We start from the raw sequence: 21,943 nt of genomic DNA on the forward strand, positions 1-21,943 counted from the left end.
GTATGAAGCGCATGGGTCCGTCACGGTTTCGACAGGTTGGCGAACGCTGCTCTGTGATTCAGGTCGAGAGTGAGTCTCCTCTCGCAAATCAAAGGCTCAAACAAAAAGTAAATGCGAATAACATCGTTAGCTTTGCTCGTAAGCCTGCTCTAGTAGCAGCTGCCTAAAAACCTCTTACAGGTTCGAGCGTCTTTAGTTTGACTCCGTTAAGGACTGAAGACCAACCCCCAACGGATGCTCTAGTAAGCGTTCTCTGGTTGGCTTGCTAGCTAAGATTAAATCAGAGCATCCTACGTTCGGGATAATGAACGATTCCCGCCTTGAGGGTCAGAAAGGCTAAACCTGTGAATGAGCGGGGGGTCAATACCCAATTTGGACAGCAGTTCGACTCTGCTCGGATCCACTAAGAATAAACAAGTCCACCAAACATTTTAATGTTTAGGTGGATTTTTTTTTATCAAACAGAATTAAAAGTAGGATTTACGCAAAAATTGCCGAAAAGCTTAATTTATCGTTCGCGTAGCGTGCCGCAGGCATACCGCCAAGACGCCAAGAACGCCAAGAGTTCGTAGAGTGTGCGTAAGTCCTAAAAAAGTCAGAATGTAGTTGATTATTCTGACCTAATACTGCGTAGGTTTTGCATAAAAACAAAAATGTGTAGGTTGGGTTGAGGAACGAAACCCAACTTTTTGCGGGGTTTGTTGGGTTTCAGTTTTTGTTATTTAGCTAATATTCTGTACCTGGGGTTGTTTGCGTGCGCTTCCAAATCTCCTTCCCCTTTGTTTAAGTACCCGTCGTAGTCGATCTGCACTCAAGCTTACTTGACGTTCAGAGGCCAGTTTTTTTGCTAATTCTTTAGAGTTATAAGTCTGTGACTCTTGAGCTAAACAGTTTTCTAGATAAACCAAATCTGCTTCTGAATATCGGGGTTTCCCACCTCGACCTGGAGCATCCCATAGACCTGCTAAACCCATCTTTTCCCACCGATGAAGAGTTTGGCGCACTGTTGAAATTGCCCAATTCAAACCTTTAGCAATTTGTTCATTTTTTAAGCCGCGATTATTCAGAAGTAAGACTTGAGCGCGATCCTTGGTGCGTTGAGGAACGTCTTTGGCTTTTCTTAACTCTTCCAAAGTCAGCTTTTCTTGATCGGTTAGAAAGACTTTTAATCGGCATCCCATAATTAATTACCTTTTACACAGTTAATTTTTGCTATTTTTCTTTATGTCTATTCACGCCTATATACTTGCACGCTCTCAAAGTTGAACTACAAAAATTAAGTATGGCAGTATCTAAAAGGCTGCTAAACAAGAAGTATTGGCTTTATAACGCTGTTCAAGTTGGCAATTTATCATCGACAATAGAATTTTGCAAAAAGTTAGGCACATCAGCAATGACAACATTAACCTGTGTAGGCAGATTTATTAAATAGCCAGAAACAGTTATGACAATAAATTCCTATTGTCATTGTGCTGATTAATGTTTAAAGCCGATAATAAAAAACTTTATCATTGAAATTATTAAATTATTCGTGTATTTACGGTGATTTATCGAAACTTTAAAAATGATTTTTATGATATTTTCCATTTGAATGAGTAAAAAAACATCTATACGCGAGCCAAGTTCCTTTTTATTCAACTCATCTTTAGAAAATTGTCTTATTTATCTCCAAAAAATATCTATTTCCTTAAGTTTACATAAAATTTATATTTTACGCAACAAAATTATTCCTTGAGATAGAAATATACTTAATGCCTATTTAAAATAGAAAAAGTTCGTATTGACTTTCCTGTTTTTACTACTTATCCTACCTTTCCTACCTTTCCTACTTTTCCTACCTATTTATCATATCGCAGATTAAAAAACTAAATTTCAATCTATTCTATTGAGAGAATTGTTTGACCCCAAAATAACATTTTTCTCTATAGAATCTTGCATATCTTTAGCGTTAATCTGTCACTATTAAAACAAATAATCTACTTTGATTTCTCAACTTACTTGTGTAGTTAGGCCACACATAAGGGTCAATAAACTAAACTGTGGTGTATTTAATTTGTATAGGGTGAATGGGCAAAATGCTTACCCTACAAGAGATTTCTTTTTTTGAGGATGCAAATTAAAATATTTTCAGCTAAGAAAGATAAATAAATATTTTGGAGCTATACTGAGTTTTTAGAAAAATCAGATATAAATTCTATATAATAGTCGTGTATGCGGGATACCAATTTTATATTATTAAGTTTTTACGATTAAACAATATAACAAAATGATATTTTTAAATTACGGCAAAATTAGATAAAGAGCAAATTTAAATACTCGGTAGATTTCTCGAAATCAATTACTATTGAGTATATTTTTTGAGTTATATTTTTTGCTAAAAAACAGCAATAATTGATACAAGTTAAATTTTTCAAAAACTGATATTTATTACAACTTAAACAAAAAATAATAGAGACAATGGGGGCAGAAGAAAAACCTGAAAATTTGCGCTCGGAGACGAATAATGGTAGCGATCGCAGAGAACGTTCAACATCGGCTAACTATACAAACTGTAGAAATTGCCCCTAATACAACGGCGATTCGCTCTCTTGACTGGGATCGCGATCGCTTCGATATCGAATTCGGACTGCAAAACGGCACAACCTACAATTCATATCTAATTAGGGGTGAACAAACAGTTTTGATTGATACTTCTCACCAGAAGTTTCGCGATCTGTATTTAGAGACTTTAAAAGGTCTTGTTAACCCCAAGACAATTGATTACATAATTGTCAGTCACACAGAGCCAGACCATAGTGGCTTAGTAGAAGATGTCTTGCAATTAGCTCCTAGAGCCACCGTCTTAGCCTCAAAAGTTGCGCTGCAATTTTTGGAAGGCTTAGTCCACGATCCATTTTCTAAGCGAGTTGTCAAAACTGGCGATCGCATCGATATCGGCAAAGGACACGAAATGGAATTCGTGAGTGCGCCTAACTTGCACTGGCCGGATACAATCTTTAGCTTTGACCGCAAAACCCAAATTCTCTACACCTGTGACGCTTTTGGGATGCATTTTTGTGACGATCGCACCTTTGACGAAGATTTAGAAGCGATCGAAGCTGACTTTAGATTTTACTACGACTGCTTGATGGGCCCTAACGCTCGTTCGTTGCTGAATGCGATGAAGCGCATGGGCGATCTGGGGAAGATTAATATAATTGCCAATGGTCACGGCCCTTTACTATACCACCATCTAGATGTTTTAACTGGGTGCTACGAAAATTGGAGCCAAAAACAAGCTAAAGCAGAAACAACAGTTGGCTTGTTTTTTGTCTCAGAATATGGTTATGGCGAGCGCCTTGGTCATGCAATTGCCGAAGGTATACTGAAAACTGGCATTGGCGTAGAAGTACTGGATCTGAGTACTGCTGAAAGCCAAGAAATTCAAGAACTAGCCGGGAGAGCAGCTGGCATCATTATTGGTATGCCCCCGACTACTTCCGCCGCCGCTCAAGCTAGTATCAGTTCAGTTCTGGCTGTCGCCAAGAACAAGCAACTGATTGGGCTGTTTGAATGTTACGGTGGGGATGATGAACCCATTGATACACTCCGCAGAAAATTTCTCGATTCTGGCATCAAAGAAGCCTTCCCAGCGATTCGGATTAAAGAGGCTCCTACAGCATCAACATTCCAGTTGTGTGAAGAAGCCGGTAAAGACATCGGACAATTGCTAGTGCGCGATCGCAACATCAAGCAGATCAAGTCTCTTGATGTCAACATGGAAAAGGCATTGGGTCGCATTAGTAGTGGACTGTATATAGTCACCACTAAAAAAGATAATGCTTCAAGTGCAATGCTGGCATCCTGGGTAACGCAAGCAAGTTTGCAACCATTAGGATTGACAATTGCCGTTGCGAAAGACCGCGCCATTGATTCCTTAATGCAAGTAGGCGATCGTTTCGTCCTCAACGTTTTGGAAGAAGGCAATTATCAAGAATTGAAAAAGCATTTTCTCAAGCGCTTACATCCTGGTGCTGACCGATTTGCAGGAGTAAAAACTCAAACCGCGAAAAACGGTTCTCCGATTCTGACAGATGCTTTGGCATACATGGAATGTGAAATACAGAGCAGCATGGAATGCAGCGACCACTGGATTTTATACTGCACCGTCCAAGAAGGTCGTGTTTCCAAAAACGATGGACTCACAGCCGTTCGCCATCGCAAAGTAGGTAATTACTACTAAGAAATAGGGAAGAGGTAATAGGTGACAGGGGACAGCAAAGAAAACTATCCCCTGTTTCCTATGATCTATACCCTATACCCTGTTCCCTGTTCCCTAACTTTATCCAACAGCTATGACCAATTCCAAGCCACGCGACGTACAAGTTCTACCAATTGCTACAAATACTAAAGTTCTGAAAGCACGTAGTTGGTCACGTCTGCGGTTTGAAATTGAATACGCACTTGAGAGAGGTACTACCTCCAATTGCTATTTAATTGAAGCTGATAAAACCGCACTTCTTGATCCACCGCCAGAAAGCTTTACCGAAATTTATTTAGAGGCATTGCGGCAGACTTTAGATTTACAAAGTTTGGATTATATAATCCTGGGCCATTTTAGTCCCAATCGAGTTGCAACCCTCAAAGCAATTTTAGAACTGGCACCACAGGTAACTTTTGTCTGTTCTCTTCCTGGTGCGAACAATTTGCGGGCTGCTTTCCTAGAGCAAGATTTGAACGTCTTGGTGATGCGGGGGAAAGAAACTCTGGATTTAGGCAAAGGTCATGTTTTGAAATTCTTGCCCACTCCTAGCCCACGTTGGCCGGAAGGACTTTGTACCTACGATCAACAAACCCAAATTCTCTACACAGATAAGTTATTTGCAACTCATCTTTGTGGTGATGAAGTGTTTGATGATAACTGGGAAGCACTCAAAGAAGACCAGCGTTACTACTTTAACTGCCTGATGGCTCCCCAAACTCCTCATGTGCAAGCAGCTTTGGAGAAGATATCAGATTTGCAGGTGAGAATGTATGCTGTGGGTCACGGCCCTTTAGTACGCACCGGTTTAATTGAGCTTACCAAAGCTTATGGAGAGTGGAGCCGTTCTCATAACGATCGCGAGATTTCTGTTGCCCTACTTTACGCTTCAGCTTACGGCAATACGGCGACTTTAGCACAAGCGATCGCTCTGGGATTAACTAAAGGTGGAGTTGCAGTCAAATCGATTAACTGTGAATTTGCTACCCCTGATGAAATTCGCATCAACCTAGCACAGTCAGAGGGTTTTATCATTGGTTCTCCTACCATCGGTGGTCATGCGCCAACTCCGATTCATACTGCTTTAGGGATTGTGATCTCAAGCGGTGACAACAGCAAACTTGCTGGCGTATTTGGTTCTTATGGTTGGAGTGGCGAAGCATTTGACCTAATCGAAGGTAAACTCCGGGATTCTGGATACCGTTTTGGCTTTGACACCTTAAAGGTGAAGTTTAAACCGGATGATGTCACACTGAAATTCTGTGAAGAACTAGGCACAGACTTTGCCCAAACACTGAAAAAAGCTAAAAAGGTACGCGTTCCCCAACAAGCCGCTACCCCAGTAGAACAAGCTGTTGGCCGGATTGTTGGTTCTGTATGCGTGGTGACAGCAAAACAAGGAGAAGTGTCTACCGCAATGTTAGGCGCTTGGGTTTCTCAAGCTACTTTTAACCCACCCGGAATAACAGTTGCGATCGCTAAAGAGCGAGCGATCGAATCTTTGATGTATCCAGGCGGTAAGTTTGCCTTAAATATTCTACCTGAAGGCAATCACCAAGATTACATGAAGCATTTCCGTAAATCTTTCGCGCCTGGGGAAGACCGATTTGCCAACTTTAGTACAGCAGTTGCAGATAACGGTTGTACAGTCCTCACCGACGCTTTGGCATATTTGGAATGTTCAGTCAATCAACGCCTGGAATGTGGCGATCACTGGGTTGTATATGCAACTGTGGACGAAGGTAAATTACTCAAGCCTGATGCTGTTACTGCTATCAACCACCGTAAAACTGGCACTCATTATTAGATAGTGAGAAATTTAACCTAATGAAACCGCCTAAGCTCAAATATAGCTAAGGCACTCTATTACAAAAATTTTCTTTTTGATTATGGGATGAGCATCTTGCTCGTCCCAATTTTTTGTCGAGATGCAATGCAAGTTAAATGCAAAACAGCTTAGGAGTTGCAAAGATGTCTATTTAGCCTATTTTTGTTTACCCTCCAGAAAACTGACCTATTGGAGGATGTAAAATCAAAAAAATAGTGTTTGCAATTTCAGTATTAAAGCGGAAACAACATACATTCATTTTGTGGAATTCCGCAATTGCCACCAGGACAACTGCAAAATCCCAGTGTAGCCTTTAACTAGAAAAACAGAGCGGGCTATTGCTAGACACAATGCCAACTATGGCCGTTAAACTTTTATAATATTTGTTGCTCTTATGACTCCGAAACACACCAAAATTAAATTTCCCCTTTGGCAATATCTGAACCAACCTTTATTTAGTCAGGATACTAAATTAGTATTGAATCCCCAACGCTTTGCATTAATCTGGCATCTTCGGCTTCTAGAACGCTGTTGGGCTAAAGAATGTGATGCCAAAGGGCCTCAACAGCATTAGATACCTCAAAAGCCGTCAAATTAAGCCTCGTCTACAGAACGAGGCTTTTTGCCGTCAAGTAAAGCACTGACAGTCATATCTCCCATAACATTAATTGCGGTGCGGCAGCGATCCAAAAACCAATCTATGGTAACTAGCAAAGCAATGTACTGGGTAGGCAAGCCTACAGAAGTGAACACTAATGTCATTGTTACCAGTCCAGCATTGGGAATATTCGCTGCGCCTACAGATGCAAAAATTGAGGTCAAGATAACAATTAACTGCTGTCCTAGAGTCAGATGTTGCCCAATTAGTTGAGAAATATACAACGCAGACATTGCTTCATAAAGGGCAGTGCCATCATTATTGAAATTTGCCCCTACTAATGCCCCCAAAGCAGCAGAAGATTCCCTTAAACCGACTTTTGTTTGCAAAACCTCAAAGGTTATGGGCATTGCCGCCGCAGAAGAAGAAGTTGAGAAAGCTGTCAAAAAAGCATCGGAACCACCAGCAAGAAATTTTAGCGGGTGTACCCAAGAACCAAATTTGACTCTGGTGAGGTAGTAGCACGCTTGTAATGCCAGTGCTAACAGCACCGCTAAGATAAATGCACCCAAAGATTTAAACGGTGCAAATCCTTGCATAGCAACTGTTTTAGCAACTATCCCAAAGACGGCGAAAGGTACTAAGGCAATTACCCAGTTGAGGACACCGACTACCGCTTCAAACAAAATCCCGATGACATCCTCTATCGGCTGGTATGCGTTCTTACCTTGGGCAATTTGTTCAGATTTTAATCCCCGCAAGACGATGCCAAAACTCAGGGCAATAACAATTAGTTGGATAACATTATTATCAACTAATGGCTTCAGAACAGCTTCCGGTACAGCATCTTTGAGTATTCCCCAAGGATCTAGACTCTGAGTAGTTATTTCTGTAGTTGTTGAGGTAGCTACATTGCCCCACGTTCCCGGACGCAGTACATTCGCTACCAAAAGTCCTACTAAAATAGCTACGGTAGTGTTAGTCAAAAGTAGTACTGCCAGCCGCCGCCCGGCTGTACCGGGGATATCGGTAGTCATTAAGGTATGCAGCACCGCTACCAGAATCAGGGGCGTAGCTAGGGCGCGGAGAGCCTTTAGCACCAACTCAGCCGGAATTGCTAAATTGTTGATTAAGGTGGCATTGCTGGGATTGGGATTCCCTGCACCAAGGGCAATACCAATGCTGACTGCGGCTACTAGGGCGATGAGAATTTGCAATGTGAGAGGGATACGCTGCCACCAAGGGCTAGCTTTGGTTTCAGACGAAGTAGTACTCTCTTTTTGACTCATTAGTTAGATGCTGATTAACTGCTGTAACTATTAAAACAATACTGATGACAGTGGCAATTTCGGAAAAAGAACAGCTTTAATTTGAGGTAAAAACTGCTAATGTAATATTCCGTTGCTTTGCAAAATCTAGCTCGAAAGGGTATACCACAAGGTAGCCCCCTAAAGATATCTTGGCTTGTGGTTGGAGATGCTTATGTCCTTTGTTCCTTTACATATTCACAGCGACTACAGTCTACTCGATGGGGCAAGTCAGCTACCAGAGTTGGTGAATCAAGCGATCGCACTGGGAATGAAAGCGATCGCCCTTACCGATCATGGTGTCATGTATGGAGCCGTTGAACTGATCAAAATCTGCCGTAGTCAAAATATTAAGCCGATTATTGGCAATGAAATGTATGTAATTAACGGCGATATTGAGAAACAAGAACGTCGTCCGAAATATCATCAAGTCGTTTTAGCTAAAAATACCAAAGGTTACAAAAATTTAGTCAAATTAACTACAATTTCTCACCTCAAGGGTGTTCAAGGCAAAGGAATTTTTTCTCGTCCTTGTATTAATAAAGATTTACTCAAACAATATCATGAAGGCTTGATTGTCACCAGCGCTTGTTTGGGTGGAGAAATTCCCCAAGCGATTCTCAGTAATAGACCAGATGCAGCCCGGAAAGTTGCTCAGTGGTATAAAGATGTATTTGGTGATGATTATTATCTAGAAATTCAAGACCACGGTTCCCAAGAAGACCGGATTGTGAATGTTGAAATAGTTAAAATTGCGCGGGAGCTAGGGATTAAAATTATTGCGACGAATGATTCGCATTTTATATCTTGTTTTGACGTTGAAGCCCACGACGCTTTGCTATGTATTCAAACTGGCAAGCTAATTATTGAAGATAAGCGGATGCGTTATAGCGGCACAGAATATCTCAAATCTGGTGAGGAGATGCGGCAGCTATTTCGTGACCATTTGCCGGATGATGTAATTGCCGAAGCGATCGCAACCACAGAAGAAGTCGCTGATAAAGTTGAGCCTTACCATATCATGGGTGAGCCTCAAATTCCTACACCCCCCATTCCCTCTGGTCATACTGCTGACACTTACGCCGAAGATGTTGCATGGAGTGGACTTTTAGAACGCTTAAATCGCAAATCTCGCCAAGAAGTCGATTCCGTCTATAAAGAAAGATTGGAATACGAACTAAAAATGATTCAGCAGATGGGTTTTTCCAAATACTTTTTAGTTGTATGGGATTACATTAAATTTGCTAGAGATAATAATATTCCTGTAGGGCCAGGTCGTGGTTCGGCGGCTGGTTCGTTAGTTGCTTATGCGATGCGAATTACTAATATTGACCCTGTGCATCATGGGCTACTATTTGAACGTTTTCTGAACCCAGAACGGAAATCAATGCCTGATATTGATACAGATTTCTGTATTGAACAACGGGATAAAGTGATTGAATATGTAACTGATAAATATGGTGCAGATAGAGTTGCCCAAATTATTACTTTTAACCGCCTAACTTCTAAAGCCGTTTTGAAAGATGTCGCCAGAGTATTAAATATTCCCTACGGGGAAGCTGACAAAATGGCGAAAATGATTCCTGTGGTGCGGGGGAAACCAACGAAACTCAAGGTGATGGTTTCCGATAAAACTCCAGAACCAGAGTTTAAAGAAAAATATGATAAAGAACCCCATGTTCGCCATTGGCTTGATATGGCGATGCGAATTGAAGGAACTAACAAAACCTTTGGTGTTCATGCAGCCGGGGTGGTAATTTCAGACGAACCACTTGATGAAATTGTACCTTTACAGAAGAATAATGACGGTTCCGTAATTACCCAATATTTCATGGAAGACTTGGAATCGATGGGTTTGTTAAAAATGGATTTCCTGGGTTTACGGAACCTGACGCTGATTCAAAAGACTGTAGATTTGATTCAAGAAACGAGAGGATATCGGGTTGATCCTGATGAAATTCCGCGCCAGGAAAGAAAAGCCCAGAAGATATTAGCTAAAGGTGAACATAGCAGCTTACCTAAAGATGTCCAGAAAACTTATGAGTTATTAGAAGCAGGTGAGTTAGAAGGGATATTTCAATTAGAATCTTCGGGAATGCGTCAGATCGTGCGAGATTTGAAACCTTCTAATATAGAAGATATTTCTTCAATTTTGGCACTTTATCGACCGGGGCCACTAGATGCAGGGTTGATTCCTAAGTTTATTAACCGCAAACACGGTCGAGAAAATATTGATTATCAACACACTGTTTTAGAACCAATATTAGACGAAACTTATGGAATTATGGTCTATCAAGAGCAAATCATGAAAATTGCTCAGGATATGGCTGGATATTCTTTAGGACAAGCTGACTTGCTGCGTCGGGCGATGGGTAAAAAGAAAGTTTCTGAGATGCAAAAGCAGCGAGAAAAATTCGTGGATGGCGCAGCGAAAAATGGTGTTCCGAAAAAAGTTGCGGATGAATTATTTGAGCAAATGTTGAAGTTTGCTGAATATTGTTTAAGCTATGACACGGAAATATTGACAGTGGAATATGGATTATTACCGATTGGTAAAATTGTAGAAAAACGCATTGAATGTAATATTTATAGCGTTGATAATAATGGGAATATTTACACACAACCAATAGCACAGTGGCACGCTCGCGGACAACAAGAAGTGTTTGAGTACTGCTTGGAAGATGGTTCAATAATTCGGGCAACAAAAGACCACAAATTTATGACTGTTGATGGTCAAATGTTGCCAATTGATGAAATCTTTGAGCGGGAATTGGATTTGATGCGGGTTGATAATTTGCCGAATTAGCCAGGATAAGATTTTATGGCAGGGTTCTAAACTGTTTTTTGGGCGGGATCGCTCCACTGATGGGTGTTCATGACGGCAATCTTTATAGAGAAAGGGTGATGCTATGCTTGCTATAAAAGGGCTTGAGGATACAGTACGATGAAAACTCGCAGCTTTGCAGTCCTCATTTATAAAGAGGACGATATGTATATAGCTGAGTGTCCCGAAGTTGGTACGGTTGATCAGGGAGAGACAATCGAACAGGCAATTGCTAGCTTGAGAGAGGCAACGCAGCTTTACTTAGAGGAATTTCCTCTACCTTTATGCCTATAGGGTAGAAGCATAAGGCTACACTTGGTGACATGATCAAAAGGAGGTCATGTTTTTATGTTGTCCTATGAAGATATTGGTGCTGAATGCCGGATCGAGTACCCAAAAGAGTTGTCTGTATGAAATTGCAGATGAGGCTTTCTCTACCGAAGCATCTCAACCCCTTTGGGAAGGGAAAATCAACTGGACTCAAGATCGCGGTGTAGCTGAAATTGAGGTGAAAACTGCTACAGGCGCAACACTGCAAGAAACCATCTCTAATGATTCCCCGCAGGCACACCTCACCTATATGCTCCATACACTTACTGATGGTGCTACAAAAGTAATAGATCGGTTGTCAGAGATTGATGTGGTGGGACATCGGATAGTACATGGTGGACAGGATTATCGAGATAGTGTAGTAATTACAGAAGATGTCAAAAAGGCGATCGCTAGTTTATCTAATCTCGCTCCAGCACACAATCCAATTGCTTTGGAAGGTATAGAAGCAATTGAAGAAATCTCAAAAGATGTCACCCAAATAGCAGTCTTTGATACTGGATTTCATGCCACTATCCCCGATGCAGCAGCAATCTATCCCGGCCCTTATGAGTGGGTAGAACAAGGAATCCGTCGCTATGGGTTTCATGGCATCAGTCACCAATACTGTTCTCAACGTGCTGCCCAAATTCTCGGTCGAGAAGTTCCACTTGAGCGGTTAATTACCTGTCATCTGGGAAATGGTTGTTCTTTAGCAGCGATTAAAAACGGTTGCAGTATTGATACCACAATGGGATTCACGCCTTTAGAAGGATTAATGATGGGTAGTCGTTCTGGTTCAGTTGATCCGGGAATTCTGATTTATCTGTTGCGGTACTGCGATTATTCTGTCGAAAAGTTGGATGAGATATTAAATAAAGCTTCTGGGTTAAAGGGAATTTCGGGTGTATCTAGCGATATGCGCCAAGTGAGAGAAGCGATTGCTCAAGGTAATTCTCGCGCTCAATTGGCGTGGGATATCTACGTTCATCGTCTGCGTTCTAATATCGGTGCAATGCTTACCAGTTTGGGCGGATTAGATGCTTTGGTGTTTACAGCAGGCGTGGGTGAAAACTCTGCGGAAATCCGCCAAGCCGCCTGTGAAGGCTTTGGTTTTTTGGGCTTGAAACTCGATCTTCAGAAAAATCAGCAGCAGCCAGTGGATGAAGATATTGCTACAACTGACTCAGCAGTGCGAGTATTAGTAATCCATACTCAAGAAGATTGGGCGATCGCCGGGCAATGTTGGCAACTTTTGCAAAAGTAAAAATCAAAAAGCCAACCCCTAAAAGAAGTTGGCTAAACTAACTCTTAAGAATTTGTAATAGCAACCCGCGCTACAAGAGTATCTAATTCCCGATCAATAGCATCTAATTCTCTGCTAAGTACTTGTAACTCACTAATTATTGCATCAACACTAGCTTGTCCTTGTTGCTTTTCTTCCAGGATTGAATCTACCTGTTCTCGAAACTTTTGAATCTCTTGACCAAGACCTTGATTTATTGAGTTTTTAATTTCAGTTAGTTTGATTACTACAGCCTCGGCTATCTTATCACCTCGTTCTGGTGCTGAATCACGAATTGAAGCTGCGAACCGTTTAGCAGCTTCCTCTTTAATCTTGTTACTTGTAGACTTTGCAGTTAATAATCCCTGGATGAGTCCACCGCCAGCCATAGCTCCAAATATCACCAAAGGATTTGCAGCAGCTAGAGCAATTGCTGCCAAACTAAGGGCTAGTTGAGGAATAATAGCCTTTGCCATTTCCTGATAGCCAAAAACAGCGCCAACCCCGGCTAATCCAATATTTGCTCCTAACAAGAATCCTCCACCAGCAGCCAGTACTCTTTCGATTACACTAACCTTTTTGATGTTGAGGTCATCTATGGAAACAATGCTACCTACAACTTGAATTTTCAGGCTATCTAATTGATTTACAAATTCGTTGGCACGTTCATCTATCTCTTGGGTAAGACGTTCTAGACGACTACTTACCAAAGGCTGTAATACTTGATTTTGCCAGTCTAATAATTCATTTTCCATCTTTTGCGAGAGATGATCGCTCACCTCTTTAATTAATTTTTCAATCTGAGATTTAGTCAAAACTATTGGTGCTTTTATTTCTAAGTTTTTCACCCATTCGCTAACAATTTTGTCAGCCAGTCGGCGATAGAAACTAGACCCTTCGGCGCTAATAGTCTGTTTTATATCTTCCAAAAAATTAGAGATACGCTGTACTATCTGCTCTCTCTTAATTTGCAGATGGCGTAGTGGTTCTTGAGCAGCTTCATATCGAGCTTCCAGGGTTTTAACATCTGTTCTTAGCATTACTTCTCTTTGAGGAATAACTGTTCGTGCTTCATAAATTGCCCTCTGGAGTTCTGCCGCAGGTCTCAGAATTTTGATATTACCTTTTTCGTTTGCCAAGAATTTTTCTAGTTCTCTTTCAACCAAAGCTAAACCTGAATTTTCAACTTGCTCAATGTCACCTTTTAGTCTTCCTCCTAAAGCACCACGGGCATCGATAAAAAACACTCGTTCTGCACCACGTTTTGTTTTAGGAGCTAGTTTGCTAATTCCATGTTGCTTAATACTATCTTTTTCTTCGTCTTCAATCATATTGAAGCGATTGCAAATAAAGAAGATATCTTGATGCCCAGCAGGTTGTAAAGTGTTTTCAATGACATCTATTTCTGACTTAGAAGCCAGTGCTTCGCAAGAAAGTACAAACAGTATTGCGTCAACATTAGATAAATAGTCCATTGTTACTTTCTGGCGAGTATCATGCTCGTTCAATCCAGGAGAATCAATAATTTCTACTCCATTACGGCAAAGTTCCAAAGGCCAAAATAATTCAACTTTTTCGTAAGGGTTACTATTAATTTCACTAACGTCATCTTTAATGACGACATACTCTTCAATTTGATTAACGGGAACTTCTTGAGGAGAAGGTACAGGGCTATCTGCCAATTTTGCTGGATGTAATAAAGCCCGACGGTTATCTCCCCATTTCACTTCATTGATAATCGCAGTACAAGGTCTAGCATAAGCAGGTAAAACTTTCTCACCTAGCAGAGCGTTGATAAAAGTACTCTTACCACGCTTAAATTCTCCCAAAACCAACACCTTAAAGCTATCGGACTGGACTAGAGTTTCTAGTTGTTGGAGTGCTTTTTCTGATTGAGTCATATTTAGCGAACTAATTAGCTTTAAGTGGCGCTTGATTAAATTCGCCAGCACACTTTGCTTTTCTTTAAACTCTTCGTACTTTTGGTATGGGGCAGTTTGAAGTAACATAATAATCTCCTTGCAGATTTATTTGATTAATCAACTTGAAAAAATGTAACTTAGAGCGATAGCATCCGTGAAATTTCTCTCTTCAAGGCATAAGCTTGAGAAATAATTTGTGACCATTGATTTTCTGATTGCTTATTATTACTATTAAAGGCAATTTTATATGCAGCTTGCCAAGCAATTTTTTCTTCTTCCATCTCCTCACTCAATTGGTTATATAGTTGTCGGAGACGATTTGTTAAATGTTTAAAGTATTCATCAATAGAACGATCGATACTATGTTCTAACTCTTGATTAAGTAAGTTTCGCTCTTGCTGCAACTTTTCCTTAATTAATTGCTCACCAATGACCCATATTGTCGTACTCACAGCTACTCCAATTGGCCCACCAAAAATTGAGCTACAGATTGTGGCCGCGCTGCCTCCAAGTCGTGTAAAAATTCGGTATTTTTCGATTTCATTCAGCGAAAGCTCTTGCAAACTTAAATCGATTTTAACTGCCTCTGAAGTATCAATTTCTTCCGAATTTATCCGAGTTGAGAACTGTTTCGATACTTCTTGTTGTAGCCATTCAAAATCTAAAGATAGGGCTTTTAAAACATCGCTTTCTAATTGTCGGCTTAACCTAAAAAGCTCACGTCGTAACCGAAATGGTAAATCTTGCTCCCACCAAGTTTTGGGGTCTTGCGTTCTTCTGAGTTCCAATAAAAGATTTGCTAATAACTCTGCTTTGGCTTGGAGAATTTTTTGCTGTAGTGCTTTGGTACGCTGTAAGCGTCTTTGATCCAAGTTCAGGCGAATTCGTTCCCAGTCAATTTGGGCATTTTGTATTTCCTGATTTAGCTTCATTAAGGCGTTGTCTTTCTCTGCTCTATCCATCGCAGCAGTAGAAATTGCTAATTCCCCAACTTTGATTAGATGTGAAAGATAATCTGTTATTTGACCTGCAATTTTACGGCTACGCCATATTCTGCGATCGCCTTTTGCTACCATTGACTCAATCTGAGTCTTTACTGCTTCAAATACTTCAGTGTCTGAATTACTCTCACTGAGAGAATAGAGCGGTAAAACAGGAATTGTTGAGGAAATTTTTGCTATCCGTTTACAAATACTATTAAATACGTCTAACCTTTCCTCTTCTGGAATAGTGTCAAGTTTGGAAACAGCAACCAAAATCCTGGGAATATGCCGACCCATTACTTCTTGTTCTAAAAAGGTTGCTTCCGTCATACTGAAAGGTAATGTAGCACTCACAACTAGAATAGATGCATCACACTGACTCAATACGTCAAGTGCAAAAGCAGCACGATCGCCACTCAAGTCTCCTACTCCAGGCGTATCAATCAACTCAAGATCAAGTGCTTGTAACCAGGGGTGAGTTAATGTTAAACGTACTTGACCAATCACCTTTTGCTCGCTACCATCTCGTTCAATAGCTGTTATATCTCTCCAAGATATTGCTTCTATTGGACGAGCCTCCCATCCATTTTTGAAAGCTTGAACTTCCATACAATTTTCTGACCCTGCAACAATTGAGGTCAAGGTTGCAGTAGTTGGAAGATCGCCAACAGGTAAGATATCTGCATTTAATAAGCGGTTAACTAAAGAACTTTTACCACGACTAAACTCACCTACCAATGCTAGACGGAAACCTGGCAATTCCCATCGTGAATTTAGTGCTTTTAACTCAGTGGTCATGTCTTCACAACCAGAAGAATTTGATAATACCAAACATTCATCAAGCCAGAGACGAATCCACTCAGTCAAGTCATGAGAAGGTTCTGGAGGTGGAGGTGATGGTATTTGAGTTTCGATAGCATTGGCATCTACCACAGATTGAGAAATATTATCATCCGCATTTTCTATTTTTAACCAATGATCGCTGACAGCCTCCATTACACCTGAAATGACAATCTGAATTGTTTCCACAACCGCAATATTGATATCTTCTGAAGTGCCATCGTTAAAAGTTTCTTTTAATGAATTATCTAGAAAATCTAACTGGTTATCAGACATTAATGGCTGACTATAATTCTGAAATGAATCTGCACAATTTTCTAGACCATCGCCATTTAATTGTGCCGAATTCTTATTTATTTCAGTGTCATCTTGAGATGATTCAGCTTTAAAATCAAACCAATCATCCAAAGAATTTGAAAAATGATTATCAATCATATAAAATTCCCCTAGAGATATGTACTATGTACTTATTGCCAAAGTCCTTTGACTTCACGCCGTAGCTTTTCAGAGAGTAAATTTACCTGAGCTAATTCTTTGAACTCAGTAGTGCATATATTGGATACATGCACTAAATTCGTCGTCTCATTGACCAATACTTAATTATTCAGAAGCATCAAAGATAATTTCGGATACGTCCACAAAAAATTTTGGAAGTTTTTTCAGAAGACTTATTAGTACATGATTTCAATCTAATAGATTGACTTTAGATACCCTTAATGATACTTTTAAGGTTTTATTACTATAAATATCAGCAGCTTTGTAATCGAAAATACAATACAATTTATACTTTTATTACTGAATGAGCTATATTAAGCCCTTTAATAGGAACTGTTATCAAATACAACGCATACAAAGTAAATTTGCTAGTGAAGCTTCCAGCTTAAAAGTTTAACGCAACCATCGGAGGTGTTTTCAGTACGTTATGCTGCTACAAAGGAGAAGTTTTACATTACAGCATTTTTCAGGTAAATGAATTACATAGTAAGGGCACAGCACTGCTGTGCCCTTAAAATCATCTGCACCTCACAAAGTTCCTGCTGTATGTTTAATTTACGTTCGATAATAACAATAACCGATTGATGATTAGCTTTCCAACTCGCGGTTTTATAAAATTTAAAATGTGCTCTGCAAGTTTTGGAGCGATAAGTGATAATAGTGATAATAATCCATTAAAGTCCCTAAAGTTATTAATAGCAACAACTATAGGGATAAGAGAAATCAGCGTCCATGCTAACCAATTTATAAATTTAGAGTTGATACAAGTACGTCTTTGAAGTTGATTGACAAGCACATAACGAGTAATAGAAAATAGTATAGTGAAGCCTATCCAAGCAAATATCAATAATATTCCATTTGCTGGATATAAACTATGGGCCACAAAACCAGCCGGAAACAGCGAAGCCACCTCCCAAACTAACAAATTAAGCTTAGTCCGAAAGCAACTTAGTATTTGTTCAGTGACCCAATAATGAGCAGAGGCAATTGCTGAACAGTTTGAATTTTGCATAAAATCAAACTTGATTTTATGGAATATATCACCATGAATTAAAACTGTACTTTGCAAAATGATGTCTCTCGCTTCATAAGAATCTGAAGCTGATTCAGCCTGCTCATAGTAAGAATTAAAGGTAAATCCAGGCTGTAAGCTTGCTTTGTCCTGTACAGTTTTACTCAAAAAAGATTTTATAATATTAACTATAAGAGTAACGTAAAAAAAATTACTTATTTGTTTTTCAGTAATTTCTCTTTTTTTTCCGAACACAAGATTATTACTACTGAAACAGGCATAATACCACAGAGGAATTACCAGCTTTGGTGGAATGTATAAAGAAACACCAATTTCTTGCGATCGCTGAATCTGTTCTACGACTATCTCATTTAAGTAAAAACTAAACTGCGATCGCTCAACCTTAAGTTCAAAGCGATCGCCTTGAGGAACTTGTAGAAACAGAGAGAGTACAACATCAGCTTGATTGTCTATTTTTGTTATGTTGGCGTTCATTTTCGAGATAAATTTGCGATACCCTGTACCAAACTAATCAAAAAACTAAATGTTCCACGCCACTGCTTTTCTCCAGAAATCACTCCTTGATTATGTGTATTAATGATGAGATTCTTAGCGTCTTCAGATAAATTAAATAGTTCTTTATGATAACGAGTAATAATATCTCCATCCAACTGCATGACAGTTTGAGCAAAAATAATATCAGTTTTGGTACTTGTGACGTTACCACCATCAAGTGCAGCTTTCAGTTCGTACATTTTACGTAGGGTACGAACAAATTTACCATTATTTAAAAGTCTTTGAATTTCTTTAAAAGTTTCAATCCAATCTTCTTGATTGTTTCCATCTTGATCATCAAGAACCGGAGTTGGAGCAGGTAGTATTGGTTCAGCTAGTTTTATATTTTCCTCATCAGCTTCAACTAGGTTTGCTTGATGTTTCTTTGCGTATTCAAGTCTCTGGCGATATCGTTTTACCCTTTCATCCTGCGGGTTATAAAAATCTGAACCTTCTTCAAGAATAAGGTAAAAATATTCTCTTTCAAGTTGATTAAATAGACTTTTATAACGCTTATGCAGTTCTTGAGCTTGAGAACCTTCTTCTGGAATACCTTTTGCCTGAAAGTAATCTGGATCGTGTATAGAATAAATTTCTTGATACGCCTCCCAAGCATTAAACTTGGAAGCATTAATTCTATCTACGACCATTGTATTAACTTCTAAGGCTGTGATATCAGAAACTAATGTTTGTACAGAAGATACTAAATTGTTTAACAAGCCTCTAGCTTGATTTTGAGTATCTTGAGGTTGAGCAACATTTCGCTCTTTAGTTTGAATATTATTAGGCATAGTTTAATCCTCTCATAGTTATGACTAAATTTGGTTGTAGTATTGTATTGATAAATACAAACAAATAAACCTAAACAAATCTTAGGTTGTTTTAGCTACTTAGTTTAAAGGAGTAATTAACAAACGCTTAAAGTTCGGATTTTTTGCGATTTTTCACTATTTCCATAAATAAACCGTATAATTTTTCCACACTTTCTATATTCTTGTGAATAATCTCTCGACCATCTCTAATTTGAGTCAAATGAAATTCACGAATTTCTTTATAGGGCCCACTATCAGTAAATTGACTACCAATTTCATTTTGGATATCGCCACTAACAAGATTAATTCGGGTATATATTCGATTACCTGGTTTGGCGACTTCTATCTCATTATGTGAATGTTCAGATGACTCTACTACCCAAGTAGTTATTTTTAAATCTATGGCTTCAACAATTACTGTTTTAATAGCATCAATAATGTCGTCAACATCTAGTCCCTTTTTATTAGAATTAAGATTAGTAACTATTGTTTTAAAATCACTATTTTTTGTCTGAATGGATAGACCATTATTTTCCAAGTTGTTCGTAACTTCGGTATCTAGCATAAAATTAAGGAGGTAAAAGGTCTAATTGCGAACAAAATATCATCTTAAATCATGTTGTAATATTTACTACTATTGCTTAATAAAACTAAGTAATTTAAAAGGAACTTAATAAATCAGGATTTACGCAAAAAATAGTTCAAACCTTAATTTTCTTCTTAAGACAATTCATTAATTGCCCCTACCGCGTATAGTTGTGCGTAAATCCCATAAGCTAAGAACTATACCTTATGTGATTGGGAACCGCTATAAGTTCCATGATCAAATTAAACCAAATGCTTGTGGGCTGGGCATCTTGTTCGCTCAGTATATGCCAGTTAAATGCGAAACAACTTAAAGTTAGATTTCTAGGATTTAATTTCGTCTCAAAAAAGAAAATAGTTTCCTAGATTGTGAAAATTCTACTCTAAGTAATAACGGACAAAATGTATAATATGGTACTTATGATTTGTCTGAATATTTCTTTTCGGTTTCTCTTGAAGAGATATAGCCTTATTTGGTGTTGTTTATAAAAGGTCGGGTAGCTTGATGGATGCGATCTTCTGTCAGCTACTATAACTATGTAGCTGAGTAATTTTACAGCGAGTATATTATATACAAATATACAAGAAGTTCCTTCTGCCTGGGAAGACAAGAGAAATATGTTGTTATCGCGTAAAGCTATTGCTGCACCTTTCGTCATCTGTGCGTGTATTTTAGGAATTACTCTGATTCAATTTCCCCAATTACAAAAACTAATAGAGAGCAAAAAATCAGCCTCTTTAGAGACTCTAGAAAAAGAAATAAAATCAGAAAATACCCGTCTTAATATTCTTAAAAAAACGCCTAGCTTTGGTTATGATAATTTCATTGCAGATTTAGTATATCTCAATTTCTCCCAGTACTTTGGAGATGATGAAGTTCGGGATAAAACAGGTTATAGTTTAAGCCCAGAATATTTTGAAGTTATTCTAGAACGTGACCCACGGTTTTTAGCAGCGTATCGGAGTCTTTCTATCAGTACTTCATTATATGCTGCTATGCCAGAACGTGCGATCGCAATATCAGAGAAAGGCTTAAAATCACTATCTCCCTTCGTTCCCGAAAGGTCTTATTATATATGGCGTTTTAAAGGAGTTGATGAGTTATTATTTTTAGGCGACGCTCAAGCTGCCCAACAATCTTTTGCAACGGCGGCAAACTGGGCAAGTAAATTTTCAGATGCAGAGAGTCAGCTTATAGCTAATACTTCTCAAAAAACTGCTGAATTTCTGAGTCGAAACCCTAAGAGTAAATATGCTCAAATTTCTACTTGGTCGATGGTTTTAAATAATCAAGTTGACAAGAAAACTCAAAAACGAGCAATTAGGGAAATTGAAGCTTTGGGGGGAAAAGTAATTACAACTCCTGAAGGTAATCAAAAAATTGTGTTCCCTCCAAAAGATTAAATTACTAATTATAAGAGTTTGCTGCCAGTATAGTAGCAAATTCTATATTTCATCTTTCAATAGAGTCCAAATCAATGGAGTTGTAGATACAAACAATCTAACTGTGACAAATAATATTTTTTGGTATGATGGTAAATTCATTCACTCTCAAACCCTAGAATTAAACATTAACGATCCGGGTTTACTTTATGGGGCAACTGTTTTTACAACATTGCGGGTTTATCAGAACTCGCTAGATCATAATTTAACTAATTGGCAAGCACATTGCGATCGCCTACTTTTTTCAGTAAAAACTTTTGGCTGGCAGCAACCCGACTGGAAACGTCTACGTCAAGGCGCTCAAATTCTTTTAGCACACTTTCCCGTTCTCAGAATTACCCTCTTTCCTGATGGACGGGAATGGATAATTGGCAGATTTTTACCTACTGATTTGACAGAAAGACAAAAGAATGGTATAGAGTGCGCCACCGTGAGTTCAGAATTTTCTCGCTCTCTCCCCTCTCATAAAACTGGAAATTATTTGAGTGCTTGGCTGGCAAAAACAAAAACTAGCTTAGATGCTCAAGAAGCAATATTAGTCGATGCTCAAGGAAATTGGCTAGAAACCAGTACAGGCAACCTTTGGGGATGGTGCGATCGCAGTTGGTACACGCCACCAAAAAACGCAGGAATTTTGCCGGGAATTATGCGATCGCAACTTGTAAATTGGTTGCAAAATCACCAACAGTCAATACAGGAAGAACCTTGGAGCGTGGAGTTAGTCCAGAGATTTGAAGCGATCGCCTACACTAATAGTGTGGTAGAAATTATTCCCATTCATACCGTTTATCTGCCTTCAGGGTCGCTACAATGTAATCCCTACCATCATAGTTTTCAGCTAATAAGGGAGCTTTTTTTAGCATGACAACCACGCCAAATTTGTTATATCTTAAGATAAGTTAACA

General features: G+C 39.1%; 15 protein-coding genes and 1 other RNA gene. 9 read left to right on the forward strand and 7 right to left on the reverse strand.

The features are described 5' to 3' along the window. Nucleotides 1-13: 13 nt before the first annotated feature. Nucleotides 14-406, forward strand: a transfer-messenger RNA (tmRNA) gene (gene ssrA / locus VB732_RS07885). A gap of 316 nt (nucleotides 407-722) precedes the next feature. Here ssrA and VB732_RS07890 read toward each other — a convergent pair. Continuing rightward, nucleotides 723-1,181, reverse strand: coding sequence for a helix-turn-helix domain-containing protein (locus VB732_RS07890; RefSeq protein ID WP_323230253.1), 459 nt, complete (start codon nucleotides 1,179-1,181; stop codon nucleotides 723-725). A gap of 1,322 nt (nucleotides 1,182-2,503) precedes the next feature. On the opposite strand from VB732_RS07890, the gene VB732_RS07895 reads away from it, so the two are divergent. The 3 genes from VB732_RS07895 (at nucleotide 2,504) to VB732_RS07905 (ending at nucleotide 6,642) form a co-directional block, all read left to right on the forward strand. Continuing rightward, complete coding sequence (locus tag VB732_RS07895; protein ID WP_323230254.1) at nucleotides 2,504-4,222, forward strand: diflavin flavoprotein; 1,719 nt, start codon at nucleotides 2,504-2,506, stop codon at nucleotides 4,220-4,222. 112 nt (nucleotides 4,223-4,334) lie between these two features. Further along, the gene (locus tag VB732_RS07900; RefSeq protein ID WP_323230255.1) at nucleotides 4,335-6,047 is read left to right on the forward strand and encodes a diflavin flavoprotein; all 1,713 of its coding nucleotides are present in this window, start codon (nucleotides 4,335-4,337) and stop codon (nucleotides 6,045-6,047) included. Nucleotides 6,048-6,462: 415 nt separating this feature from the next. Then, nucleotides 6,463-6,642 (forward strand): hypothetical protein, encoded by a 180-nt coding sequence (locus VB732_RS07905; RefSeq protein ID WP_323230256.1) that lies wholly within the window; start codon nucleotides 6,463-6,465, stop codon nucleotides 6,640-6,642. A 20-nt stretch (nucleotides 6,643-6,662) separates the two neighbouring features. Here the strand turns inward: VB732_RS07905 and VB732_RS07910 are convergent, their stop codons facing one another. Continuing rightward, the gene (locus VB732_RS07910; protein WP_323230257.1) at nucleotides 6,663-7,955 is read right to left on the reverse strand and encodes a dicarboxylate/amino acid:cation symporter; all 1,293 of its coding nucleotides are present in this window, start codon (nucleotides 7,953-7,955) and stop codon (nucleotides 6,663-6,665) included. 193 nt (nucleotides 7,956-8,148) lie between these two features. Between VB732_RS07910 and VB732_RS07915 the strand changes: the two genes are divergently transcribed. From VB732_RS07915 to VB732_RS07925, 3 genes are all read left to right on the forward strand, one after another. After that, the gene (locus tag VB732_RS07915; protein ID WP_323230258.1) at nucleotides 8,149-10,779 is read left to right on the forward strand and encodes a DNA polymerase III subunit alpha; all 2,631 of its coding nucleotides are present in this window, start codon (nucleotides 8,149-8,151) and stop codon (nucleotides 10,777-10,779) included. A gap of 138 nt (nucleotides 10,780-10,917) precedes the next feature. After that, nucleotides 10,918-11,091 (forward strand): type II toxin-antitoxin system HicB family antitoxin, encoded by a 174-nt coding sequence (locus VB732_RS07920; protein WP_323230259.1) that lies wholly within the window; start codon nucleotides 10,918-10,920, stop codon nucleotides 11,089-11,091. A gap of 64 nt (nucleotides 11,092-11,155) precedes the next feature. Then, on the forward strand, nucleotides 11,156-12,373 hold the full coding sequence (locus VB732_RS07925; RefSeq protein WP_323230260.1) for an acetate kinase: 1,218 nt from the start codon (nucleotides 11,156-11,158) through the stop codon (nucleotides 12,371-12,373). Nucleotides 12,374-12,417: 44 nt separating this feature from the next. Here the strand turns inward: VB732_RS07925 and VB732_RS07930 are convergent, their stop codons facing one another. The 5 genes from VB732_RS07930 to VB732_RS07950 form a co-directional block, all read right to left on the reverse strand. Continuing rightward, entirely contained in the window at nucleotides 12,418-14,400 is a 1,983-nt protein-coding gene (locus tag VB732_RS07930; protein WP_323230261.1) for a dynamin family protein, read from the reverse strand. Between the two features lie 50 nt (nucleotides 14,401-14,450). After that, the gene (locus tag VB732_RS07935; RefSeq protein WP_323230262.1) at nucleotides 14,451-16,571 is read right to left on the reverse strand and encodes a dynamin family protein; all 2,121 of its coding nucleotides are present in this window, start codon (nucleotides 16,569-16,571) and stop codon (nucleotides 14,451-14,453) included. A gap of 610 nt (nucleotides 16,572-17,181) precedes the next feature. Continuing rightward, entirely contained in the window at nucleotides 17,182-18,138 is a 957-nt protein-coding gene (locus VB732_RS07940; RefSeq protein ID WP_323230263.1) for a hypothetical protein, read from the reverse strand. Continuing rightward, the gene (locus VB732_RS07945) at nucleotides 18,135-18,989 is read right to left on the reverse strand and encodes a hypothetical protein (RefSeq protein WP_323230264.1); all 855 of its coding nucleotides are present in this window, start codon (nucleotides 18,987-18,989) and stop codon (nucleotides 18,135-18,137) included. Before VB732_RS07945 ends, VB732_RS07940 begins: the two co-directional genes overlap by 4 nt. Nucleotides 18,990-19,116: 127 nt before the next feature. Further along, nucleotides 19,117-19,575 carry a hypothetical protein gene (locus VB732_RS07950; RefSeq protein WP_323230265.1) on the reverse strand — a complete coding sequence of 153 codons (459 nt, stop codon included), beginning with the start codon at nucleotides 19,573-19,575 and terminating at the stop codon, nucleotides 19,117-19,119. A gap of 638 nt (nucleotides 19,576-20,213) precedes the next feature. On the opposite strand from VB732_RS07950, the gene VB732_RS07955 reads away from it, so the two are divergent. Beyond that, nucleotides 20,214-20,999: a hypothetical protein gene (locus tag VB732_RS07955; protein ID WP_323230266.1), complete on the forward strand. Its 786-nt coding sequence runs from the start codon at nucleotides 20,214-20,216 to the stop codon at nucleotides 20,997-20,999. 103 nt (nucleotides 21,000-21,102) lie between these two features. Next, nucleotides 21,103-21,903: an aminotransferase class IV gene (locus VB732_RS07960; RefSeq protein ID WP_323230267.1), complete on the forward strand. Its 801-nt coding sequence runs from the start codon at nucleotides 21,103-21,105 to the stop codon at nucleotides 21,901-21,903. Nucleotides 21,904-21,943: the final 40 nt, after the last annotated feature.

The sequence above is a fragment of the Nostoc sp. UHCC 0252 genome, assembly GCF_034931145.1.
Lineage (GTDB): Bacteria > Cyanobacteriota > Cyanobacteriia > Cyanobacteriales > Nostocaceae > Nostoc.

What these genes read in the sequence shown, in the direction of transcription:
- VB732_RS07890 (WP_323230253.1), bottom strand. Translation starts at nt 1,181, where the DNA reads ATGGGATGCCGATTAAAAGTCTTTCTAACCGATCAAGAAAAGCTGACT.
- VB732_RS07895 (WP_323230254.1), top strand. Translation starts at nt 2,504, where the DNA reads ATGGTAGCGATCGCAGAGAACGTTCAACATCGGCTAACTATACAAACT.
- VB732_RS07900 (WP_323230255.1), top strand. Translation starts at nt 4,335, where the DNA reads ATGACCAATTCCAAGCCACGCGACGTACAAGTTCTACCAATTGCTACA.
- VB732_RS07905 (WP_323230256.1), top strand. Translation starts at nt 6,463, where the DNA reads ATGACTCCGAAACACACCAAAATTAAATTTCCCCTTTGGCAATATCTG.
- VB732_RS07910 (WP_323230257.1), bottom strand. Translation starts at nt 7,955, where the DNA reads ATGAGTCAAAAAGAGAGTACTACTTCGTCTGAAACCAAAGCTAGCCCT.
- VB732_RS07915 (WP_323230258.1), top strand. Translation starts at nt 8,149, where the DNA reads ATGTCCTTTGTTCCTTTACATATTCACAGCGACTACAGTCTACTCGAT.
- VB732_RS07920 (WP_323230259.1), top strand. Translation starts at nt 10,918, where the DNA reads ATGAAAACTCGCAGCTTTGCAGTCCTCATTTATAAAGAGGACGATATG.
- VB732_RS07925 (WP_323230260.1), top strand. Translation starts at nt 11,156, where the DNA reads ATGAAGATATTGGTGCTGAATGCCGGATCGAGTACCCAAAAGAGTTGT.
- VB732_RS07930 (WP_323230261.1), bottom strand. Translation starts at nt 14,400, where the DNA reads ATGTTACTTCAAACTGCCCCATACCAAAAGTACGAAGAGTTTAAAGAA.
- VB732_RS07935 (WP_323230262.1), bottom strand. Translation starts at nt 16,571, where the DNA reads ATGATTGATAATCATTTTTCAAATTCTTTGGATGATTGGTTTGATTTT.
- VB732_RS07940 (WP_323230263.1), bottom strand. Translation starts at nt 18,138, where the DNA reads ATGAACGCCAACATAACAAAAATAGACAATCAAGCTGATGTTGTACTC.
- VB732_RS07945 (WP_323230264.1), bottom strand. Translation starts at nt 18,989, where the DNA reads ATGCCTAATAATATTCAAACTAAAGAGCGAAATGTTGCTCAACCTCAA.
- VB732_RS07950 (WP_323230265.1), bottom strand. Translation starts at nt 19,575, where the DNA reads ATGCTAGATACCGAAGTTACGAACAACTTGGAAAATAATGGTCTATCC.
- VB732_RS07955 (WP_323230266.1), top strand. Translation starts at nt 20,214, where the DNA reads ATGTTGTTATCGCGTAAAGCTATTGCTGCACCTTTCGTCATCTGTGCG.